Here is a 21,898-nt window from a genome sequence, read left to right on the forward strand (position 1 = left end):
TTTTGAAAAAATATTATAAAAAAATAAAAAAATTTCAAGTAGAAAAAAAGAAGAGTTATCGAGTATACTACCCTTAGATATAAAAAAGGTTTTCATACTAATGAAAAATATGGAGGGGAAAACATGATGAAAAAAGTTTTAGTGGGAACAATGCTATTAGGCTCAGCACTTTATGCATCAGATTTATCAACCGTTACTGGAGAGAATGTAGCAACTTTTGCAAAAAAAGAAGTAGTGAGTGATAAACCGTTAATCTATTTAGCTGATAATTTTCATGAAATGGCAACACTACCTAGTTTTTCTTTAGGAGCACCTTCTGGACTAGTTTCGTCATACGGAGTAGTTTTTGCAGGTATTTCAGGAAGAAGAGACAGTGATAACACTGATGGAGCAATGTCACTTGGAATGGGATTTGGAGATGCCAATAAAATAGGAGGAGCTGTATCTTTAGGAATTGGAAGTATTGATCCAAGAGATGGCGGATCTTTTAATAGAGGAAACTTAAACTTAAATGTTGGACACCATTTCAAAGAATATGGATTTGGTTGGTCAGTAGGTATGATAGGACTTGACCTTTGGCATGATAATGGACTTGATGGAGATTATCAAGATCCAAGTTTTTATACAGCAGTTACAAAATTATGGGCAAATGAATTTATACCTGTAGCTATTACAGCTGGATTTGGAAATAATTCATATGCAGATATAAATAGAGAAAATGATAGAAAAGATAAAGTTGATGGATTTGGAGCAGTAGCACTTTACGTACATCCTCAATTAAGTGTAATAGTTGATTATACAAGTAATATATTAACAGCAGGGGTAAGTTTAGTACCATTCCCAGATTATCCAGTTTCACTTACTTTAGGAGCAACAAATATAAATGAACAGGGATCAAATGATAAAGTAGCTGCAATTGGATCTTTAGCAGCAGCATATGTATTTTAATGGGAGGTAAAAATGAAGAAAATTTTATTAATAATGACATCACTTTTATTAGTAAGTAGTTTAGCATTAGCAGCTGAGCCAGAGGAGACACCAGCAGCACAGGAGACTCCAGCAGTAACACTTTCAAAAAGCGATTCATTTTTAGTGGCTTTTGGAATGAAAGATTCTCCAGATGGAGAAGAAAATCAAACAGGTTCAACAGCTGTAGCTCACGCATCAGCTCATGGAAATGCAATAAGTTTAACACATTTACAAAATACACCTTATAGCTACAAATAAGAAATAAAAATTAAGTAACACTGAAAGCAACACATAAATAATTATTAATAATTAAAGTGAAAAGCTGTTCAGAGAACAGCTTTTTTTTATGAAAAAAATATTGGAATATGGGGAGAAGGATGAGGAGAAAAGAGGATTTTTACGAGGATGACTTCTATGAAGATGAGGAAGAGTTAGATTTAATGGATCTTGTTTTTACACTTCTTAGAAGATGGAAGTTAATTACCTTGATAGCTATACCAGTTTTTGCACTAGGAGTTTTCTTTGCAATGACTAGACCAACTGTGTATAAAGCTGAGATGACAATGATGGTATCAAGTGGAAGAAATTTCAGTGCTAGCTCACTAGATGGTGGAGAGCTATCAGTAAATCAAAAGTTAGCCACAACTTATGCAGAGATAGCTAAGAGTAACGCTATTTTAAAAAGCGTTATTAAGAAATATGATTTAGAAACAAGTTTAAAGGGATTACAAAATAGTGTTACAATATCTCCAGTTCAAGATACAGAGCTACTTCAATTGACATATAAAAATGGAGATCCAGCTTTAGCCGCAGCTGTGGTAAATGAGATTGGAAATGAGTTTATGTTAAAAGTTCGTGAGGTTATGAACTTTCAAAATATAAAAGTTGTTGAACCAGCAGAGATTCCAAGAGAGGCATTGCCTAAAAAGCGTGCGTTAATAATTGCTATCTCATTTGTGCTTTCAATTATGATGGGATGTATGGCAGCATTTATAGTTGAGTTTTTCTTCTGTAAGTTACGTAAGCCAAAAGACATAGAGAAAATTTTAGGGACATCAATGCTTGGAATGGTTCCAGATTTCAATCTTTCTCTAGTAGATGGAGGTAAAGATGGAAAATAAAGCAAGAAGACAGTTATTTTTTAAAGATGCTGATAATCATGAGATGAATGAGGCTCTTAGAGTTATTAGAACAAATTTACATTTTTTAAATGAGAAAGAGAAAGCAAGAACAGTACTTGTTACAAGCACTACACCTAAAGAGGGAAAAAGTACAATAGCTTCTAACTATGCAATGAGTATAGCTATCACAGGAAAAAAAGTTTTACTAATAGACTGTGATATCAGAAGACCAAGAGCTCACGAGAGCTTTGGAGTTAATTTTAATCGTGGGTTAGAATCAGTATTGTCAGGAGAATGTAAAGTTGAAGATGTTATTTTAAAGGATGTAGAGAAGAATTTAGACATTCTTCCTACTAGAAATGTGACACATAATGTAACAGAGCTTTTTTTAGGGGACAAAATGAAAGGATTGTTACAAGATTTAAAAGATAAATACAATACAGTAGTACTAGATACACCACCACTTATAATTGCAAGTGATGCAGCGATACTTTCAAAACATTGCGATGGAGTAGTGTATGTTGTAGCTTATGACCAAGTTGCTAAAAGAGAGTTAGAGTTTGGTAAAACTATGCTAAATAATGCAAAAGCAAATATATACGGATTTGTTGTAAATAAAGTTGATAAAAATGGTTTGTCATATGGAAACTATGGATATTACAACAATAACTATTCATACTATAAGGATTATTACACAGAAGAGGGAGAAGCGTTAGCAAAAGCGTATAAACCTCAAAAGGGATTTAAAGGGTTCGTTGAAAAACTAAAAAGAGACTACAAGAGACAGTTAAGTGGGGATCAAAAGGGGAAAAGATGGTAGATATCCACACTCACTTGTTATTTGGAGTTGATGATGGACCTAAAACAGTAGAGGAATCTATTGAGATGATCAAGGATGGAATGAAGTTAGGATTTAATGAGTTCTATTTAACATCTCATTACAATAAAGGGAGATTCTGTAATGAAAACTATGATGAAAATTATAAGATTTTGCAGAAAAAGTGTGAAGAGTTAAATCTAGAAGTAAAACTCCATAAAGGGAATGAAGTTTATTTAGATGAAAATATAGATATGGTTTTAAAAGAAAAAAATTTTAATTTAATGTGGGATAAATTTATTTTAGTAGAATTTTCACCTTTGACATCAGTACCAGCGGGAGAAAATTTAATAAAAAAAGTTTTGGTAGCAGGATTTCACCCAATTTTAGCTCATGTGGAAAGATATACTAACTTTAAAGGTAGCGATTTAATGAGGTTAAAAAAACTTGGAGTTAAATTTCAGGTAAACATAGGGGGAGAGAAACCTAAACATATAGTTAGATTGCAAAAAGAGAAACATATTGATTTTTTAGGTAGTGACGCTCACGGAGTGGAGAGACGAAGTTATAGGGAAATTCAAAAGGAGGCTAAGGGGCATGAGAAAAAACAACCTGTTAACAGGGTTTTTAATTCTTTCTTTAGGAGCATATTCACAGGGGCTTGGATTGGAGGAGATTCTTAAAAGAGTTGAAAGCGATAATCCTGAGGTTAAAGTTAAAGAGTTAGATGTAAAGATAAAAGAGAAGGGTAAAAAGAAAGCGTTTAGAAATTTAATTTTGCCACCAGTAACTATACAGAGTGAAAACGACTGGGAAACAGCTAAAAATGAGGGATTTGGATTTGAAAAGATAGAGGCTACAATACCTCTTTTCCAAGGTGGAAAGATGATGAACACCTATAAAAAATCTAAGAGTGAGTTAGAATTATCTAAAGCAGAACAAAGATTAGCAGTGTATTCTTGGCAGGAAGCTGGAGTAAACTCATATTTTGCAGCATTAAATTATAAAAAGCAGCGAGAGATAACAGATTTAACAATAACAGCGCTACAAAAACAGCGTAATAGACTTGATGGACTATATAAAGAGAATAAGATGATTCCAAAATCTGAAGTTTTAAAAGTTGAAGCGGATATTGAAAACAATAAAGCAATAAACTTTGAAAACGCTCAAAAAGAGAGAGCATCTAAGGAAACTTTAATGCAACTTCTTGGATATGATTTAGATAAGGCAATAACATTAGATGAGTTTAATGCAGCAGATTATCTAAAATCTCTTGGAACAATTAAAAAAGTTGAAGATCCAAGAAATACAACTTTAGGTAAAGCACAAAATTTAATGGTTGATTTAGCTGAATATGATCTGAAAATTGCAAAAGCTGATCTGTATCCAATACTGTATGTTAAGCCATCTCATAAGTTTAAAGAGGAAAATTTAGATACGCATAAGTATGAAACGGTAAACGAGGGAAGAGTTGAAATTGGAGTTAGATATACTTTTGCTTGGGGCGCAACTTTGGATTCAGTGGATCAAAGCGAATATAAGCTAGATCAAGCTAAGATAAAATATGACAATAACATCGCAGGGATAGAGTTAGACATGAGAAACAAACTTGGAGAGATAGAGTCTCTTGCAGGACAAAGTGAAGCTCAAAAGAAAAGAGTGGAACTACTTAGAGAAAACCTAAAAATTGATAACTTAAGATATGACAATGAGTTAGTTACAACTTTTGACTACTTAAACTCAGTAAATCAACTTAGAACAGCTGAAGAGGATTTCTATAAACTTCAAAGAGGATTAGTTTTAGCTGTAATTGAGTATGAGAATCTATATAAGTAGGGGAGAGTTATGAATAAGAAATTAATGATTGGTGCTGTGATAGCAACCTTAGCTCTTGGAGGATATCTTCTAGTTAATAAAGTAACTGGAAAAGATGTTAAAGTTTCAAAAATTGAGATGGGAAATCTATCTAGCTCAATACTTTACGCAGGAATGGTTGCTCCTGGAGAGGTTATACCTGTATATGTTGAAGCTCCAGTACTAGTTGAATCAGTAATGGCAAGAGTGGGACAAGAAGTTGAACCAGGAGATAAACTACTGACTTTTAGTTCTAAGAGTGTTATTGAAAATGATAAAGAGTTAAGAATAAATCAGTTGGATATAAAAGATATAAAACTTCGAATAGCTGACCTTGATGGTGGATCACTAAAGTTAGAGTTAGATAACAGAAAACTTGAGATGAGAAACTTAGAGGAGAAGATAAGAGGAGATGAAAGAAGACTTCCAGTATTAACAGCGGAAACGAGAACTTTAAAAGAGAAAGCTGAAGCTTACAAAAAGCTACTAGCTGCTGATGGAGTTTCTAGTACAGAAGCGAACAAAGCTGTGAATGAAGCTGAGAAAAAAATAGTCGAACTAGAGGATTTGAAAACTAGTTTAGAGTTAAATAGACAAAAGTTTGAACTATCAGCTGTGAGTTTTGAAAGTTTAACAAGAGAGTTACAAATTGAGGAAGCGAAGTTAAAGTCAAGTTTAGAGAAGTTACAACTTATGAATGAGATTTTAGTTCGTCGTGCAGAGCAACTAAAAAAACCTCTCGAAGCACCAGTAGCTGGAGTTATTACAACAATAGATGTGACAGAGGGAAGTAACGCTTTTAGTGGACAGAGATTACTAGCTATTTCACCAAAGGGTGAGAGTATAGTAAAAGTTGAAGTTCCAATGTATCAGGCAAGTAGTGTTGCACCAAGACAAAAAGCCATAGTGAGAAGTTCATCATCAGGTGGAGATCTATGTTATGACGGTGTTGTATCTAGAGTTTCTAGTGTAGCTCGTGAAAGTGTTTTAGGTGGAAAAAACGATAAAGTTATAGAGGTTGAAGTAAAAGTTGCTGGAGCTAATGATTTAAAACCTGGATTTATAACTGACGTTGAGATAAGCAGCGAAAGTAGTCGTAGTGTAGCAACTGTATCATCTTTTTCTGTAATAGAAGAGGGAGATAGAAGTTATGTTTACATAGTGGATGAAGGAAGAGTTCGTAAAACTGAGGTAAAAATTGGAGCGAAAACTTCAACAGATTATGAAGTGCTTAACTTACCGCTAGGAACTGAGGTTGTAATAAATCCATTTAAAGTTAGTAACGGTGAAAGAGTAAAGGCTGTGATCTAATGAGATTTTGGATGGCATTTAGGTTTTTAAAGGGAAATCTAGAAAGAGCAGCGTTTCCTTTGATGGCAGTTATAGTTGGAGCTATGTCTTTGGTTATGACTCTATCGCTGGGAGATGGAGCAAAAAATATTATAGATAAAGATCTATCTGCCATAGGAGGAAATAGGATTCTCGTAGGTGGTGGATCACTGAGTAGTAAAGATTTAGAGCTAATGGAAAGAATGCCTTTTGTAGAGTATGGAGTTTTCCCAGAAAAGAGAAAACTTGTAGGTAATACACTGTATAGAGGTTATAGTAAAAAAGCTTTAAAGGCTATGAGGCTACCAAGTCTTAAAGAGAATGAGGTAGTTTTAGATAGAAATCAGTTTTTAGACGCAGAAGTGGGGGCAGAAGTAGAGCTACAAACTGAGTTAGGAAAAAGGAAATTTACAATTAGGGATTTGTATCAAGAGGAGAGTCCATTTGAAACTATGAAAATGGGCGATAGAGTCATAGTTAGTGATGAAACTTTTGAAAGAATCTTTGGAAGGAGTAACTACAATAGCTTAGTAGTCTCCTTTCCACAAGATGAAGACGGGGAGGAATATATACCAGTTGTACTAAGAGAGCTTAACAGGTCTCGGTTGCTTTACAACCAGGTGCGTGTTTTAGAAACGCCAGCAGTCTATAAAAAAGTGGAGAGGATAAAAAGCTTTGTAGGAAAAAGTTTATTTATCCTCTCTTTTATTTCTTTAATTGTTGGTGGAGCTGGGATTTTAAATCTAATAGCTTCAGCGGTAAGAGAGAGAACATCATATATAGGGATACTGAGAACAGTGGGGATGGGTAAAAAAAATTTGATGGAAATATTTTTAATAGAGGCAGCAGTGGTGATAACTTTAGGAGCTGTTATAGGAGTAATCCTTGGAGTGGCGGTGTCGTACCTAGCTGGAAATTTACTAAAAATACCACCATATTTTAACTTTATAAAATTGGTAGGAGCATTAGTTCTTACAATGGGTGTTGGTCTAATATTTGGAGTTTTCCCAGCTAAAAGAGCAGGAGAGTTAGAGATAGTAGAGGCACTGAAAATTTAAGGGAGGGAATGAAATGGTAGAAGAAAAGTTACTAGATGAGTTACTGTCAAATAAGCGTAATTTTGTAAAGCTAGGAATCGATGTACTATCTATAGTTTTAGGTGTTGGATTTGCACTGCTAGCTAGATTTGAAGATTCATGGTTAATTAATGCTAAAAAAGAGTATGTGTTTATCTATGGTAGTTTCTTCTTAATGTTTTATCTTTTTAAAAGAGATGGAATAAAAAGCTGGAGTTTCACTAACTCACTAGATGTTTTAAATTTAATGTACACTCATACATTAACGTTAGTTACAACAATAGTATATATGTCAAGTTTAGGTATGAGTTACTCAAGGGCAACTGTTCTATTAACAGCAGTTTTCGCTATGGTTTTACAACTAGGTGGAAGATTTGTTTTTAGATTAAATAGGACATATACTCGACCTAAAAAGGGTGAAGATGATGATAAGAAAAGAGTTATTGTTTACGGAGCTGGAGAGATGGGAGTTAATCTAATAAGAGAGGCTAAAATCAATAAGGAGTTTCAATACAACATACTTGGATTTGTTGACGATGATCCTAAAAAGCGTGGAATATATGTGAATGGAGTAAAAGTTCTTGGAAATATTGGTGAGTTAGAGGAGATTTTAGAAAGAAAAAGAGCAAAGGGTTTGATTATAGCTATATCAGATATAGATAAAGAGAGCATTAAAAATATAGTTGAAAGATGTAAGAAAAAAAATATAAAAGTAAAGATTCTTCCACAAGTTGGAGTGGTATTATCAAATGATAAACTTTCTAACCAGATAAGAGATGTGAGTATAGAGGATCTTCTTGGAAGAGAGCAGATACTTGTAAATGGAGATAGTATTCATAAACTTATTGAAAACAGAGTTGTATTTGTAACTGGTGGAGCTGGAAGTATTGGAAGTGAGCTAGCTCGTCAAATAGCAAAGCATAATCCTAAAAAACTTATAACAATAGATGTAAATGAAAATGATCTTTATTTCTTAGAGTTAGAGTTAAAAAGAAAGTATAAAAATTTGAATCTTCAAAGTGAGATCTGTAACATTAGAGAGCAAGATAAGTTAGAGATACTATTTAAGAGATATTCACCAAATTTAGTTTTCCACGCAGCAGCTCATAAACATGTGCCTCTTATGGAGCATAACCCAGAGGAAGCTATAAAGAATAATATCTTTGGAACAAAAAATGTTTCTGAAATGGCTATAAAGTATGGAGTGGAAAGATTTGTACTTATAAGTACAGATAAAGCTGTAAATCCAACAAATATAATGGGAGCTACAAAGAGAGCTTGTGAGTTAGTTGTGGAGGAGATGAACAAAAGATCAGAGACTAAGTTTATGGCTGTAAGATTTGGAAATGTACTTGGAAGTAATGGTTCAGTTATACCAATATTTAAAAAGTTAATAAGCGAAGGTAAAAATCTAACGCTGACACATCCAGATATAACAAGATACTTTATGACAATACCTGAAGCAGCTCAACTTGTTATAGAAGCAGGAGCCTTAGGAAATGGTGGAGAGCTATTTATCTTAGATATGGGAGCACCAATAAAGATAATGGATCTAGCTAAAACTATGATTGAATTATCAAATGCACCAGTAAATATAGAGATAGTTGGACTTCGTCCAGGAGAAAAGCTTTATGAAGAGCTTCTTTATGATGTGACTAAAGCCACTAAAACAGATAACAACAAGATATTTATAACTGATATAGATAGAATGAACGTGGATTTAGAGTATCACTTAGAGAAACTAAAAGCAGCAGTAAAAAATCCAAAGCAGGATGAATTAAAAGAATTAATGAAAAAATTTGTGCAAACATACAGGGAGGGAAGTTATGAGAAAGGCAATCAATCTATCAGTGCCTAATTTAGATGTAGATCCAATAGTGGAAAATCTAAAAGAGTGCATAGAATCTGGGTGGGTATCAACTGGAGGAAGATTTATAGGTGAGTTTGAAGAAAAAATTGCAAAATACGTAGGAACTTCCGAAGCAGTTGGAGTTCAATCTGGAACTGCAGGACTTCATACATCATTAAGAGTTTTAGGAGTAAACCCTGGAGATGAAGTTTTAGTTCCAACACTTACTTTTATAGCTGCTGTTAATCCAGTGACTTACCAAGGAGCAATTCCTGTATTTATAGGTTGTGATGACACTCTTTGTATGGATCCAAATCTTTTGGAAAAGTTTTTAAGAGAAGAGTGTATTGTTAGAGATAGAGTTACATATAACAAAAAAACTAATGCTAAAATAGCTGCTTTAGCAGTGGTACATGTATTTGGAAATATGGCAAATATGGAAAAAATAATAGAACTAGCTAAAGAGTTTAACTTTAAAGTTTTAGAAGATGCTACAGAGGCACTTGGAACTTATTATACAGAAGGAAAATATGCTGGAAAGTATGCTGGAACTATGGGAGATGCAGGAGTATTTTCTTTCAATGCCAACAAGATAATTACAACTGGAGGAGGAGGAATGGTTGTTTCTAATAATCCTGAAATTTTAAATGAAATAAGATTCTTAACAACTCAAGCTAAAACGGATCAACTATATTTTATTCATGATGAGATTGGATATAACTATAGAATGTTAAACCTTCAAGCTGCCCTTGGAACTAGCCAGATAGATAATTTAGAAAGTTTTATCGAGACAAAGATAAAGAACTATAATTTATATAAAGAGGCTATAGAAAATATTGAGGGATTAACACTGTTACCGTTTAATTCTGATATTAGACCAAATTATTGGTTTTATTCAGTGCTTGTAGATGAAGAAAAATATGGAATGAATAAAGATAAGCTATTAAAAAAATTAGTAGAAGCTAATATTCAAACAAGACCTATTTGGGGATTGATTCACCAGCAAAAGCCATATCAGAATCATCAAGCATATGGAATAGAAAGAGCAATATGGTATCATGACAGAGTTTTAAACATTCCATGCTCATCTAATCTAACTGAAGAAGATGCAAAATATGTAATTGAAAAGTTAAAGGAGTTCCAAGATAATGTATAGATGCTTTTTTAAAAGATTTATAGATATTTTAGCTGCCTTAATAGTTTTTACATGTTTTTGGTGGGTATTTTTGATAGTTGGATATTTAGTGAAAACTAAACTGGGAAGCCCAGTGATATTTAAACAAGAAAGACCAGGAAAAAATGGTGAGATATTTACTATGTATAAATTTCGTAGTATGACTGATGCTAAAGATAAGGATGGAAAACTACTATCTGATACTGAAAGACTTCCTAAATTTGGAAAACTATTAAGAGCAACTAGTTTAGATGAGTTGCCAGAACTATGGAATGTATTAAAAGGAGAGATGAGTTTAGTTGGACCAAGGCCTCTTTTAGTTGAGTATCTAGGAAGATATAGTGATTTTCAAGCTAGAAGACATGAAGTTCTTCCAGGAATTACAGGATGGGCTCAAGTAAATGGACGTAATGCAATCTCTTGGGATGAAAAATTTAGATTAGATGTAGATTATGTTGATAGCTATAACTTTTTACTGGATATACAAATACTGTTTTTAACAGTAAAAAAAGTATTTGTAAAAGAGGGAATATCTCAAGAGAATAATGCAACTATGACAAAATTTGAAGGTAATAAATTATGAAAAAAATTATCGTAATTGGTTCGGGTGGTCATGCAAAAGTTGTAATTGATATTATTTTACAGAGAAATAAAGTTTTAGATGATAATCTAAAGATAATAGGAATTTTAGATGATAAATATAATGAAGATGAAAAAATAGAAATTTTTGAAACTCCTGTTATTGGTAAAATTGATGAAATGCTTGAATTACAAGAAGATGTATATTATGTAATTGCAATTGGAAATAACAGTGTTAGAAGAAAAATAGCAGAAAAGTATTCTGATAAAAAATTTATAACATTGATTCATCCAAAAGCAATTATAGGAGAGAAAGTCAGTATTGAAGAGGGAACTGTTGTAATGGCGGGATCTATAATTAATTCTTACACTAAAATAGGGAAACATTGTATTTTAAATACTGGAAGTATAATAGAACATGACAATACAATAGAAGACTATGTTCATATATCGCCAAATGCTACTCTTTGTGGGGGGATTACAATAGGAGAAGAAACTTGGATAGGAGCAGGAGCAACTATTATACAAGAAAAAAAGATAGGAAAGAAAGTTATGGTAGGAGCAGGAACTGTAATAATAAAGAATATAAGAAAATATTTTAAAGTTATAAGGCAAAATCCAATTAGATTAATAAGAACTGAAATAGAGGGAAATTAAAATGAAAATATTATATTTACATCAATACTTTAATACAAATAAAGAGGCTGGTGGAACAAGGTCATATGAATTTTCAAAATTTTTATCTGAGGATAACGAAGTTACTATAATAACAGGAAGTCAGAATTATATAGAAGGTATATTAAAATTTAGAGTGATTTCAACAAAGACTAAGTATAATCAACAAATGAATTTTTTTCAGAGAATATATAGTTTTTTTCATTATTTAATCAAAGCAATATATTTAGGGAATAAAGAACGCGAAATAGATATTATTTTTGCAACTTCGACTCCTTTAACAATAGGAGTGCCTGCATTAATTTTAAAAAGATTCAAGAAAACAAAATTAATATTTGAAGTTAGAGATGTATGGCCAGATATTCCAGTAGAGTTGGGATTTATAAAAAATAAAATTTTAATTAAAATTTTAAAATGGTTTGAAATGAAAATTTATAATAGTTCTGAACAAATTATAGTTGCTTCGGAAGGGATGTATGAAAATTTAATTAAAAAAGGAGTAAAATCTTATAAAATTGAAGTTATTCATAATCTATCGAATGTTTATTTATATGATCAAGTTACAGAAATTGAAAAAAATATTGAAAGAAAAAAGTATAATCTTGAAAAACATTTTATATGTATTCACCCTGGAACTATGGGGTTTGTAAACGGACTTGACTATATTCTAGATGTTGGAAAAATTATTCAAGAAAAAGATAGACAAATTAAAATATTGCTTGTGGGTGAAGGAAAAGAAAAGGAACGATTAAAAGCAAGAATTAGAAATGAAAAAATAAAAAATATCTTAATTATGGATTCACTTCCAAAATTAGAAATAGTAAAATTAATAAAAACCTCAGATTTAGGATTAATGATAACTAAAAAGTTTAAAATTTTAGAAGATAACAGTGCAAATAAATTTTTTGATTTTTTGGCTGCAGGACTCCCCGTATTAGTTAATTATGGAGGATGGCAAAAAAAAGTATTGGAAGAATTTAAAGCTGGATATGGATGTTCACCAGATAATCCAAAAGAGATGGCTGATAAAATTTTGATGATAAAAGAATCAAAAGAAAAGCAACAATTAAGTAAGAGTGCATATGAATTGGCAAGAAAAAAATATTCAACCAAAATAGCGTGTGAAAAATTGAATAATATAATAAAAAAAATAGAAAAATAGGGGGAAAAATGAACAGTAAAATTTTAACTGGACAAGAAAAAATAACAGTAATAGGAATGGGCTACGTAGGTTTACCCTTAGCTGTAGCTTTTGCAGAAAAAGGGGCTAGTGTTATTGGATTTGATCTTAATGAACTCAAGATAAATAAATATAAAAATGGAGAAGATCCAACAAATGAAGTGGGAGAGGATAGACTTAAAACTGTAAAAACTATAGAATATACAACAGATGAGAAAAAAATATCTGAAGGGAAATTTATAATCGTGGCAGTTCCAACTCCAGTAGGAAAAAATAATATTCCTGATCTTGGTCCAGTAGAGGGAGCCTCAAGAGTAATAGGTAGAAATCTAATTAAGGGTTCATATGTTGTTTTTGAATCAACTGTATATCCAGGAGTAACAGAGGATATATGTGTGCCTATTTTAGAAAAAGAATCTGGATTAAAGTGTGGAGTAGATTTTAAAGTAGGGTATTCACCAGAGAGAGTTAATCCAGGAGATAAAGTAAATACAGTGGAAACAATAGTGAAAATTGTATCTGGAATGGATGAAGAATCTTTAGGAACAATAGCTAAGGTATATGAAATCATAGTAAGACCGGGAGTTCATAGAGCATCATCTATAAAAGTTGCAGAAGCAGCAAAAGTTATAGAAAATTCACAGAGAGATGTTAATATAGCCTTTGTAAATGAGCTTGCAATGATATTTGAGAAAATGGGAATAGATACTCACGAAGTATTAGAAGCAGCGGGAACAAAATGGAATTTTTTAAAATTTTTACCAGGACTTGTGGGAGGACATTGTATAGGTGTAGATCCATATTACTTAACATACAAATCAGAAGAGCTTGGGTATATTTCCCAACTTATACTTTCTGGAAGAAGGATTAATGATGGAATGAGCAAATTTGTAGCTGAAAAATGTGTTAAAGAGATGATAAAAGCCGGAAAGGTAATTAGAGGAGCAAAGGTGTTAATATTAGGCCTAACATTTAAAGAGAATTGCCCAGATCTTAGAAATTCTAAAGTTGTAGATGTAATAAAGGAACTGAAAGAGTATGAGGTAGAAATTTTAATAAATGATCCAGTTGCAAATTCACATGAGGCGGAAGAGGAATATGGAATTAAGTTTACAGCTATTGATGTTGTAAAAAATATCGATGCTGTGATAATGGCAGTAAAGCATGATGAATTTATGACGATAACTAAAAATGACCTTAAAAAATTATATGCGAAGTCTGAAGAAAAACCATTAATATTTGATTTAAAAGGAATATTTAATAAGAAAGAAATGGTTGAAGAATTTAATTATTGGAGAATGTAATAGGAGTAAAAAATGAAAATATTATTTTTGTGTACTTATTATCATAGAGCGATGATTTTTAGGGATTTAATGGAAGCTTTAAAAAAAATTGGAAAAAATGTTGTTGCGTTTAATGCAGTATCTTATGGAACAAAAATAGATAAAAAATATGAAAATATAATGGACGACTTAGTAATTCATAGAGAATGTTTTTCAAAATGGGATAGATTTTTTTATTTTTATAAACAAAAAAAAATTTTTAAAGAATTAATAAAATCTGTAAATTTAAAAAATATAGAAATGATACATGCACATACTCTCTTTAATGGAGGGTATGTAGCTTATTTGGCTAATAAGCAATTTAAAATACCTTATATTATTTCTGTAAGAAATACAGATATGAATATTTTTTTAAAATTACCATATTTTAAAAAAATAGCTAATCAAATTATTGAAAACTCTTTAGGTGTACAATTTTTATCAATTCCATATAAAAAATTATACTTAGAAAAATATTGTAATGATAATCAAAAAATAAGATTAGAAGAAAAAAGTTCTGTAATACGTAATGGATTAGAAGAATTTTGGATAAATAATAGATTAACTCAAGAAAAAAAAATAGATAAATTTATTATAAAAATTCTGTGTGTAGGAAAAATAGATAAAAATAAAAATTTAAGTACAACACTAAAGGCAATAGAAATACTAAGGAAAGTTGGATATGAAATTGAATTTACAATTGTTGGTCAAGTAGTAGAAAAAGAGATTTTTAAAATTTTAAAAACTAAAAATTTTGTAAAACTAATAAAATATTTAAACAAAGAGGAATTGTTAGAAGTATACAGAAAAAATGATATCTTTGTAATGCCATCTATAAATGAAACTTTTGGAAGAGTATATGCTGAAGCGATGACACAAGGATTACCGGTCATTTATTCTAAAAATCAAGGATTTGATGAAATTTTTGAAGATGGTTATATAGGAAATGCTGTTCCAAGTATGGATGCAGACTATATAGCAAAAAAAATATTAGAAATAAAAGATAATTATGAATTAATATCGAAAAGATGTATTGAAAATTCTGGAATGTTTAATTGGAAAAACATAGCAGCAGAGCTTAATAATTTTTATAAAGAATTGAGTAATAAATAAAAGTTAATTTAATTATTGATAAAATTAAAATAATGTCTTATAAAGACGTATGTGAGGAGAAAAAATGAAAGTAGGTTTATTAACATTTCATAATGCAATAAATTATGGAGCAGCATTACAAGTTTATGCTTCTCAAAAAGCTATAAAATCACTTGGAGCAGAATGCGAAGTAATAGATTATGTTAATGAAAGTAGAAAAAATGCATATAATACTAATTATCATGCTTTTCAACAATTAAAAAATAAAAAAATAATTTCATCTTTAAAATATTTTTTAGGAGGGATATTTTTATCATCTAGAAAGCAAAAATTTTTAAAATTTTATGATAAAAATTTAATATGCACAAAAAAAACATATAAGAATATGAAAGAAGCTGAAACTTTAAATGAAAAATATGATAAATTTATCGTAGGCAGTGATCAAGTTTGGAATTATAAAAATAATGGTAGAGATTTTTCGTTTCTTTTAGAGTTTGTAAAAAATAAGAGTAAAAAAATTTCGTATTCTTCTAGTTTTGGATTAGCGTCAATACCCGAAGAATATAAAAATTTGTACATAAAAAATTTAAAAGATATAAAAAATATTTCTTGTAGAGAAAGTTGTGGGATAGAATTGATTGAGGAATTAACAGGCAGAAAAGCACAATTAGTTTTAGATCCAGTTTTTCTTTTAAGTAAAAAAGAATGGTTATCTTTATGTAATATTAAACCTTCGAAATTTAAATATATCTTTTCATATACAAATAAACCTAATCAATGGGAAAATTTTATAGAAAAAACAAATTATCAAATTGAAGATAAAAAAGTATATAAAATAAGCAAAAATCTAAAAATAAATGATTTTTTAAGTTCGAAAATAAAAATAAGTTATTCAATTTCACCTATTGAATTTATAGAAACAATAGCTAATGCAGAATTAGTAGTTTCAGCTTCATTTCATTGTATAGCAATGGCTATAATATTAAATGTTCCTTTTGTGGCTATATTGGTTGGAGATAAAGGAAAAGATGAAAGAGTTTTAAATATCCTTAGAATAACTGGATTAGAGAATAGAATATTTAATGAAAGAATGACAGAAAAAGAAATAAATACTCCAATAGATTATGAAGTTGTTCAAGAAAAATTAGATAAATATATAAAGAGTTCAGTAAAATTTTTAAAAGACTCGATTTTTAATTAGGAGTGAGAAAATAATGAAAATTTTAGAAAATGAAGAGTTAAGAAACTATACAACTATAAAAATAGGTGGTAGAGCTGAAAAAATGTATTTTCCACAATCGCCAAAAGAGTTTTCAGATTTATTAGAAAATTATGGAAAAGAAGAATCGTTATATATAATTAGTGGTGGTTCAAACTTATTAATAAATGATTTAAAAGTATTTAAAAAAGTTATTTCTTTAAAAGAAATGAATTGTGAAATATCGCAAATAAAGGATGGGAAATTTTATATAGGGGCTTCAGTCCCTCTTCAAAAATTAATAAATTTTATTAATGATAAAAGTTATGGAGGAATAGAATATTTATATTCACTTCCAGCATTAGTGGGTGGAGCTGTGGCCATGAATGCTGGAAGAGGAAAAATTCATAAATTATCAATAAGCGATTATATCGAGGAATTACATGTGTATGATTTTGAAGAGAAAAAAAATAAAATTTTAAATAAAAGTGAGTGTGACTTTAGTTACAGACATTCTGTATGTAAAGAAAAGAAAATTTTTGTAATAGGAGTTATTTTTAATTTTGAAAAAATGGAAAAAATAGAATCAGACAAAAGAAAAAAAACAAGAATGGAATTAGTGAGAAGACTCCAAGATAATTCAGGATACAATTTTGGAAGTGTTTTTAGACAAAATAATAAATATTTAATGCAAATAATAAAATTTATAGGGTTAGGAAATTCAAAAGGAGTTCACTTTTCTAAAAAAACTTCCAATTGGATTATCAATAATGGAAATGGAAGTTTTAAAGAAGCATATAATTTAATAGAAAAAATAAAAAAAATACATAAATTTTTAGGATTTAATGCTATAACAGAGGTTATTCTTTGGAAATAAAAATATAAAATATTAGTCCGAAAAAAGTAGGAGAAAAATGATGAAAAAAAATGTAATAGGATTAATATTAACATTATTAATGTTTAAAATAACTACAGATTATATATATGTAAATTTAATTGGAAAAATTTTTGGATATTCAGGATTTAAAGTTCTAATTAATAATTTTAATTTAATTATATCTTATTTATTAGTAGTCTTAATAATTCCGTTTATTAGAAAATTAAATAAAAAAAATACATTTTCAAGTATAATTGTGTTGCTATTAGTATATCTTTCATATATTCCATTTACAACAATGGTAGCATATTTCCCAATGGAAAAAAAATTTATTGTTCAATGTTTAAGTTATTGGATGCTAATATTCGTTTTTTATATTATGATACCAAAAATAAAAATAAAAAAAGTATTTAAAAAAAATACGAATAAGAAAATTTTAATGTTTATAGTTTTTATTTTAGTTGGAACAATAGTATTTATTTCAGGAAGATATACAGGGTTTAGATTTAAAATAAACTTTCATAATGTTTATGAATTAAGAAGTGAAGCTCAAACTTTTAAAATACCTATAATATTAGGATATATATATTCAGCTTCAAAATCTATAAATCCTCTTTTATTAGCATATTATTTAACAAAGAAAAAATATGAGTATTCTATATTGATTTTCATTATTCAGATATTAAGTTTCTCAATTAATGGTTCAAAAACAATTTTGACGACGACTTTATTAGCAGTAATATTTAATATGTTTTATAAAAAAAAATATTTAAAGTTACTTCCTTGGATCTTTATTAGTTTTAATTTTTTAGGAGTGTTAGAAGTGTATATATTAAAAACATATACAATAATAAATTATTTTATAAGGAGAGTATTTTTTGTTCCTAATTTACTTAATTATTATTATTACGATTTTTTTAAAAAGAATACTCCTGATTATTTAAAACAAAGTTTTTTGAGATATTTAAATCAAAAATCTGAATATCCACCGATAGACAATATGATAGGTGATATTTATTTTAATAAACCTGAAATGGGTGCAAATAATGGTTTATTTAGTGATGCATATGCAAATTTTGGAATTTTTGGAATTTTTCTAATGCCCCTAGCAATAATATTTATACTAAAAATATTAGATTCTTGTGCTGAAGGGTTGGAAGATAAAATATTATTAACACCTGCTATAACCTTGGCTTTTATTTTTATTAGTTCATTTTATTTTACAATTTTATTAACTCATGGTTTAATTGGATTATGCATAACGTTATATTTTTTAGAAAAACGAAGAAAACTTAAAAAATATAGGAGAAAAATATGAAAAGTCAAATAAGAGGTTTTATAAGAAGAATATTAAATTTAAAAAAAAATGAGACTATTAATAGTGGAATTGAAAGAAAAAAAATAAATATTCAAAAAAAATTTTATAAATCAAAAATAACTAAAGAGAAGTTGAAAGAAAATATTCAAAAACTAGGTGTGAGAGCTGGAGATAATTTGATAGTCCATTCATCTTGGAGACAATTTTACAATTTTTTAGGAACACCACAAGATGTAATAGAAGTTTTAAAAGAAATTTTAGGAGAAGATGGAACTTTAATTATGCCATCTTATGGAGAGAATATAAGATATTTTGATGTAAATAAAAGTAAATCAAATGCAGGCGTTATAACAGAAATTTTTAGAAAATTACCAGGAACTTTAAGAAGTCATTGTACTCATTTTTCAATGTCTGCTTATGGAAAAAATTCAAAATATTTAACAAAAGATCATTTTTTTAGTAAATATGGATTTGATAAATATTCCCCATACTCAAAGTTTATAAAATTAGATAATTCAAAAATATTATTCTTAGGATTAGGAAAAGAACCTACTAAAATATCTTTATTTCATTGTGTTAGTGCAGAGCTAATGGAAAATAATAAATATTTTGAGAGTTTATTAAGTAACGTTTATAATTCAAAACTCGTAATAGAGGATCAAGAATATTCAAAAAAGATGATTACAAGGAAAAGTGGACATTCAAATAATAATAAAAATTTTAAAAAAATATTTAGAGAGATAAAAAATAAAAGATATCAAAAGATATCAAATTTAGAAATGGTTATTATTGATGCAAAAGAAGGATTTCAAAAAGCAAGAGAATTTGCAGAAAAAGGAATTTATTGTTATAAATAGTTTATAAAAAAGGAGAGAAAAATACTAAAAAAAATAAAATCAAAAAAAATAAAAGAAGTGAGTCAAGATATGTTTGTAAATATAATTGCTTCATTTATTCCAATATTATTTTTACAATTTATATTATTACCAATTATTGGAAGAAAATATGATGAGGCAACTTATGGTTTAATGTTAACAATAATAAGCTTAGTGACTCTATCAACCCAATCTTTGAGCATAGCTTTAACGAATTCTAGATTATTAAAAAATTCTGAATATACAGAAAAAAATACAGTTGGAGATTTTAACATATTATTGGTTGCTTATTGTATGATTAATAGTATAGTAGTTAGTGTAGGGACATATTTATATGAAGATAAATTCAACAGTCTTAATATATTGTTGGTTGTTTTTTTGTCGAATTTGCAACTAATTAGAAAATACACTTTAGTGTCTTTTAGATTAAAAATAAATTATACTGGAATTTTAAATAGTAATATTTTTTTAATAATCGGTTATCTTATAGGTGTAATTGTATTTATATATACTAAGAAATGGGAAGTTGTTTATATCTTTGGAGAAATGATTAGTTTAATATCGATACTGAAAAGGTCCAATATATTAAGTGAATCATATAGAAAAACCATATTATTTAAAGAAACCTTTAAACATAGTAGTACGATATTAGTGGCTTCATTTTTAGGGACAGCTAGTTCATATATAGATAGATTAATATTATTTCCAATATTGGGAGGAAAGATTGTTACTGTTTACTATGTATCAAGTCTCTTAGGAAAAACTTTGTCACTATTGATTGGACCAATAAACAATGTATTACTAACTTATATATCAAAAATGAAAAAGATTGAAAAAAACTCTTTTGACTTTTTGGTAATATTTTCTGCTATTTTAGGTGGAATAAGTTATTTTATAATAATAGTTGTAAGTAAACCGTTATTAAAAATTTTATATCCGTTGTATGTAAATGAGGCGATGAAGTTAATATATATAACAACTTTAACATCAATAATTTTGATGTTGAGTAATGTAATAAATCCGATAATTATGAAATTTTGTGATATTAAATGGCAGATGTGGATTAATATTTTTAATAATTTTAATTACATTGTTCTTTCATTATTACTAGTAAAGTATTATGGGATATATGGCTTTTGTTTTGCAGCTTTGATGTCATCAATACTTAAATTCATTTTAATGATAAGTATTTATAAAAAAAGAAAAGAGCATTAAAAAATATTTAAAGAGAAGAATATAAAAATAAATATTATAGAAAAAGAGGGTTTAAAAATTAAACTTTATTTTAAAAATTTGCAATTTGGAAAAAATTTTATAAATTATATGTTCCAGATGGATTATGAAGTTGAGAAAGTGAAGTATAACTTTTCAATAGTTCCCTTTGGACTAGTATCTTTTATATTTCACTATGGACAGAAAGTTTTTGAGAGAATGATGATATATAGAAGAAAATAGAGAGATACGATTTTTTAGACCTGAGATGAATACTAAGAGAATGAACAAATATTGTGAGAGATTATATATGGTAGAGATTTCAGAAGAGTTACTTATAGAGACACAATATCAGCTATTGTTTCTAAAGAGCGTGAAAGTATATTACCAGGAAGTTTAAGGATTAAGAAAAATAATATTTCGAGTATTTTAAATTTTATTTTTAATATAAATTCAGTCTTTTATTCTTTTTAGAGAGTATATCAAATTTTAAATATTCAAATAGGCTATCTTAAATTGGGTACTTTAAAGATACTTGTTGTTAAGAATAGCTTTTTTTACTCTAAACGACCCTCATACTTTTGTAAATACAGAAAAATTGACTTTGTAATGACTGCCTATTTTATTTTACAACAAATATACTCCAAAAAATAGGAGTGTTTATAGCTAAAAATAGTAAGGATAAAATATATGAATTTGAAGAGAGTTATACTCAATTTATATGTTATCAGTAACTTTTTTATAGTTTATATATATAATTAATATTACCATTCATTAATTTATGGTTGGAAAAAGAATTTTTATTATCAACTGTAACAGTAGTTTTCATATTAATCAATCTTTTCATAGATCTAATAAGAGCTAATGTTGGAGATAGATATGTGCTTGAAAAAATGAAAGAACTTGATGTAAATATAGGTGGAGAGCAGTCAGGATATATAATATTATCAGACTTTGGAACAACAGGAGATGGAGTACTAACATCTGTTAAACTGGTAGAAGCTATAAGAGATTCAGGAAAATCATTAGATGAACTGGTAGGAGAAATAGTAGATTGCCACAACTATTAATAAATGTTAGAGTAGATAATAGTAAAAAAAATCTATGGAATAAAAATGAAGCGATAGTTAAGTTTATACAAGAAAAAGAGTTAGAGATGGCAGGTTTAGGAAGAGTATTAGTAAGAACATCTGGAACAGAACCAATAGTAAGAGTAATGGTTGAAGGAAAAGAGATGGCAACAGTGAACAGAGTAGCAAAAGAGATTGCTGAAGTTGTTGAAAAAGAGTTAGTTTAAGAAAAAATATAAGATTTTGGTTATAGGTAGAGTAAAAAGCTCTACCTTTTTAACTACAAAGTAAAAATATAAAATAAAAGGAGA

20 protein-coding genes and 1 pseudogene are annotated in these 21,898 nt (G+C 28.9%); all 21 read left to right on the forward strand.

The genetic code is table 11. The features are described 5' to 3' along the window. Window positions 1-123 precede the first annotated feature (123 nt). Window positions 124-948 carry a hypothetical protein gene (locus tag MKD34_RS09530; protein WP_240221077.1) on the forward strand — a complete coding sequence of 275 codons (825 nt, stop codon included), beginning with the start codon at window positions 124-126 and terminating at the stop codon, window positions 946-948. A gap of 12 nt (window positions 949-960) precedes the next feature. Beyond that, window positions 961-1,227: a hypothetical protein gene (locus MKD34_RS09535; protein WP_240221079.1), complete on the forward strand. Its 267-nt coding sequence runs from the start codon at window positions 961-963 to the stop codon at window positions 1,225-1,227. A gap of 119 nt (window positions 1,228-1,346) precedes the next feature. Further along, window positions 1,347-2,090, forward strand: coding sequence for a YveK family protein (locus tag MKD34_RS09540; RefSeq protein ID WP_240221081.1), 744 nt, complete (start codon window positions 1,347-1,349; stop codon window positions 2,088-2,090). Further along, window positions 2,080-2,910 carry a CpsD/CapB family tyrosine-protein kinase gene (locus MKD34_RS09545; RefSeq protein WP_240221083.1) on the forward strand — a complete coding sequence of 277 codons (831 nt, stop codon included), beginning with the start codon at window positions 2,080-2,082 and terminating at the stop codon, window positions 2,908-2,910. The genes MKD34_RS09540 and MKD34_RS09545 overlap by 11 nt, the downstream gene beginning before the upstream one ends. Further along, entirely contained in the window at window positions 2,904-3,590 is a 687-nt protein-coding gene (locus tag MKD34_RS09550; protein ID WP_240221084.1) for a CpsB/CapC family capsule biosynthesis tyrosine phosphatase, read from the forward strand. Before MKD34_RS09545 ends, MKD34_RS09550 begins: the two co-directional genes overlap by 7 nt. After that, entirely contained in the window at window positions 3,505-4,743 is a 1,239-nt protein-coding gene (locus tag MKD34_RS09555) for a TolC family protein (protein WP_240221086.1), read from the forward strand. Before MKD34_RS09550 ends, MKD34_RS09555 begins: the two co-directional genes overlap by 86 nt. A 9-nt stretch (window positions 4,744-4,752) precedes the next feature. After that, a complete protein-coding gene (locus MKD34_RS09560) occupies window positions 4,753-6,072 on the forward strand; it encodes an efflux RND transporter periplasmic adaptor subunit (protein ID WP_240221088.1) in 1,320 nt (439 codons plus the stop codon). 11 nt (window positions 6,073-6,083) lie between these two features. Further along, complete coding sequence (locus MKD34_RS09565) at window positions 6,084-7,148, forward strand: ABC transporter permease (RefSeq protein ID WP_240221090.1); 1,065 nt, start codon at window positions 6,084-6,086, stop codon at window positions 7,146-7,148. Window positions 7,149-7,161: 13 nt separating this feature from the next. Further along, on the forward strand, window positions 7,162-9,024 hold the full coding sequence (locus MKD34_RS09570; RefSeq protein WP_240221092.1) for a polysaccharide biosynthesis protein: 1,863 nt from the start codon (window positions 7,162-7,164) through the stop codon (window positions 9,022-9,024). Further along, window positions 8,993-10,171, forward strand: a complete 1,179-nt coding sequence (locus tag MKD34_RS09575) for a LegC family aminotransferase (RefSeq protein ID WP_240221094.1) — start codon at window positions 8,993-8,995, stop codon at window positions 10,169-10,171. Before MKD34_RS09570 ends, MKD34_RS09575 begins: the two co-directional genes overlap by 32 nt. Then, window positions 10,164-10,772: a sugar transferase gene (locus MKD34_RS09580; protein ID WP_240221096.1), complete on the forward strand. Its 609-nt coding sequence runs from the start codon at window positions 10,164-10,166 to the stop codon at window positions 10,770-10,772. Before MKD34_RS09575 ends, MKD34_RS09580 begins: the two co-directional genes overlap by 8 nt. Then, window positions 10,769-11,425, forward strand: a complete 657-nt coding sequence (locus MKD34_RS09585; protein ID WP_240221098.1) for an acetyltransferase — start codon at window positions 10,769-10,771, stop codon at window positions 11,423-11,425. Before MKD34_RS09580 ends, MKD34_RS09585 begins: the two co-directional genes overlap by 4 nt. 1 nt (window position 11,426) lies before the next feature. After that, window positions 11,427-12,605 (forward strand): glycosyltransferase family 4 protein, encoded by a 1,179-nt coding sequence (locus MKD34_RS09590; RefSeq protein WP_240221100.1) that lies wholly within the window; start codon window positions 11,427-11,429, stop codon window positions 12,603-12,605. Between the two features lie 8 nt (window positions 12,606-12,613). After that, window positions 12,614-13,927, forward strand: a complete 1,314-nt coding sequence (locus MKD34_RS09595; protein WP_240221102.1) for a nucleotide sugar dehydrogenase — start codon at window positions 12,614-12,616, stop codon at window positions 13,925-13,927. Between the two features lie 12 nt (window positions 13,928-13,939). Further along, entirely contained in the window at window positions 13,940-15,058 is a 1,119-nt protein-coding gene (locus tag MKD34_RS09600; protein WP_240221104.1) for a glycosyltransferase family 4 protein, read from the forward strand. 64 nt (window positions 15,059-15,122) lie between these two features. Then, a complete protein-coding gene (locus MKD34_RS09605; RefSeq protein WP_240221106.1) occupies window positions 15,123-16,238 on the forward strand; it encodes a polysaccharide pyruvyl transferase family protein in 1,116 nt (371 codons plus the stop codon). Window positions 16,239-16,251: 13 nt separating this feature from the next. Beyond that, the gene (locus MKD34_RS09610; RefSeq protein WP_240221108.1) at window positions 16,252-17,112 is read left to right on the forward strand and encodes an FAD-binding protein; all 861 of its coding nucleotides are present in this window, start codon (window positions 16,252-16,254) and stop codon (window positions 17,110-17,112) included. A 40-nt stretch (window positions 17,113-17,152) separates the two neighbouring features. Next, on the forward strand, window positions 17,153-18,430 hold the full coding sequence (locus tag MKD34_RS09615; protein WP_240221110.1) for an O-antigen polymerase: 1,278 nt from the start codon (window positions 17,153-17,155) through the stop codon (window positions 18,428-18,430). Next, window positions 18,427-19,287 carry an AAC(3) family N-acetyltransferase gene (locus MKD34_RS09620; RefSeq protein ID WP_240221112.1) on the forward strand — a complete coding sequence of 287 codons (861 nt, stop codon included), beginning with the start codon at window positions 18,427-18,429 and terminating at the stop codon, window positions 19,285-19,287. The genes MKD34_RS09615 and MKD34_RS09620 overlap by 4 nt, the downstream gene beginning before the upstream one ends. A 69-nt stretch (window positions 19,288-19,356) precedes the next feature. Continuing rightward, the gene (locus tag MKD34_RS09625) at window positions 19,357-20,520 is read left to right on the forward strand and encodes a lipopolysaccharide biosynthesis protein (RefSeq protein ID WP_240221114.1); all 1,164 of its coding nucleotides are present in this window, start codon (window positions 19,357-19,359) and stop codon (window positions 20,518-20,520) included. Between the two features lie 842 nt (window positions 20,521-21,362). Next, window positions 21,363-21,814: pseudogene (locus MKD34_RS09630) on the forward strand (phosphoglucosamine mutase); the annotation flags it as partial. Window positions 21,815-21,898: the final 84 nt, after the last annotated feature.

This window comes from Cetobacterium somerae, from assembly GCF_022430525.1.
GTDB lineage: Bacteria > Fusobacteriota > Fusobacteriia > Fusobacteriales > Fusobacteriaceae > Cetobacterium_A.

Coding starts and splice junctions, on each gene's coding strand:
- MKD34_RS09575 (WP_240221094.1), top strand. CDS start 8,993: ATGAGAAAGGCAATCAATCTATCAGTGCCTAATTTAGATGTAGATCCA.
- MKD34_RS09600 (WP_240221104.1), top strand. CDS start 13,940: ATGAAAATATTATTTTTGTGTACTTATTATCATAGAGCGATGATTTTT.
- MKD34_RS09565 (WP_240221090.1), top strand. CDS start 6,084: ATGGCATTTAGGTTTTTAAAGGGAAATCTAGAAAGAGCAGCGTTTCCT.
- MKD34_RS09560 (WP_240221088.1), top strand. CDS start 4,753: ATGAATAAGAAATTAATGATTGGTGCTGTGATAGCAACCTTAGCTCTT.
- MKD34_RS09605 (WP_240221106.1), top strand. CDS start 15,123: ATGAAAGTAGGTTTATTAACATTTCATAATGCAATAAATTATGGAGCA.
- MKD34_RS09545 (WP_240221083.1), top strand. CDS start 2,080: ATGGAAAATAAAGCAAGAAGACAGTTATTTTTTAAAGATGCTGATAAT.
- MKD34_RS09625 (WP_240221114.1), top strand. CDS start 19,357: ATGTTTGTAAATATAATTGCTTCATTTATTCCAATATTATTTTTACAA.
- MKD34_RS09615 (WP_240221110.1), top strand. CDS start 17,153: ATGAAAAAAAATGTAATAGGATTAATATTAACATTATTAATGTTTAAA.
- MKD34_RS09550 (WP_240221084.1), top strand. CDS start 2,904: ATGGTAGATATCCACACTCACTTGTTATTTGGAGTTGATGATGGACCT.
- MKD34_RS09530 (WP_240221077.1), top strand. CDS start 124: ATGATGAAAAAAGTTTTAGTGGGAACAATGCTATTAGGCTCAGCACTT.
- MKD34_RS09610 (WP_240221108.1), top strand. CDS start 16,252: ATGAAAATTTTAGAAAATGAAGAGTTAAGAAACTATACAACTATAAAA.
- MKD34_RS09590 (WP_240221100.1), top strand. CDS start 11,427: ATGAAAATATTATATTTACATCAATACTTTAATACAAATAAAGAGGCT.
- MKD34_RS09620 (WP_240221112.1), top strand. CDS start 18,427: ATGAAAAGTCAAATAAGAGGTTTTATAAGAAGAATATTAAATTTAAAA.
- MKD34_RS09540 (WP_240221081.1), top strand. CDS start 1,347: ATGAGGAGAAAAGAGGATTTTTACGAGGATGACTTCTATGAAGATGAG.
- MKD34_RS09585 (WP_240221098.1), top strand. CDS start 10,769: ATGAAAAAAATTATCGTAATTGGTTCGGGTGGTCATGCAAAAGTTGTA.
- MKD34_RS09535 (WP_240221079.1), top strand. CDS start 961: ATGAAGAAAATTTTATTAATAATGACATCACTTTTATTAGTAAGTAGT.
- MKD34_RS09595 (WP_240221102.1), top strand. CDS start 12,614: ATGAACAGTAAAATTTTAACTGGACAAGAAAAAATAACAGTAATAGGA.
- MKD34_RS09570 (WP_240221092.1), top strand. CDS start 7,162: ATGGTAGAAGAAAAGTTACTAGATGAGTTACTGTCAAATAAGCGTAAT.
- MKD34_RS09555 (WP_240221086.1), top strand. CDS start 3,505: ATGAGAAAAAACAACCTGTTAACAGGGTTTTTAATTCTTTCTTTAGGA.
- MKD34_RS09580 (WP_240221096.1), top strand. CDS start 10,164: ATGTATAGATGCTTTTTTAAAAGATTTATAGATATTTTAGCTGCCTTA.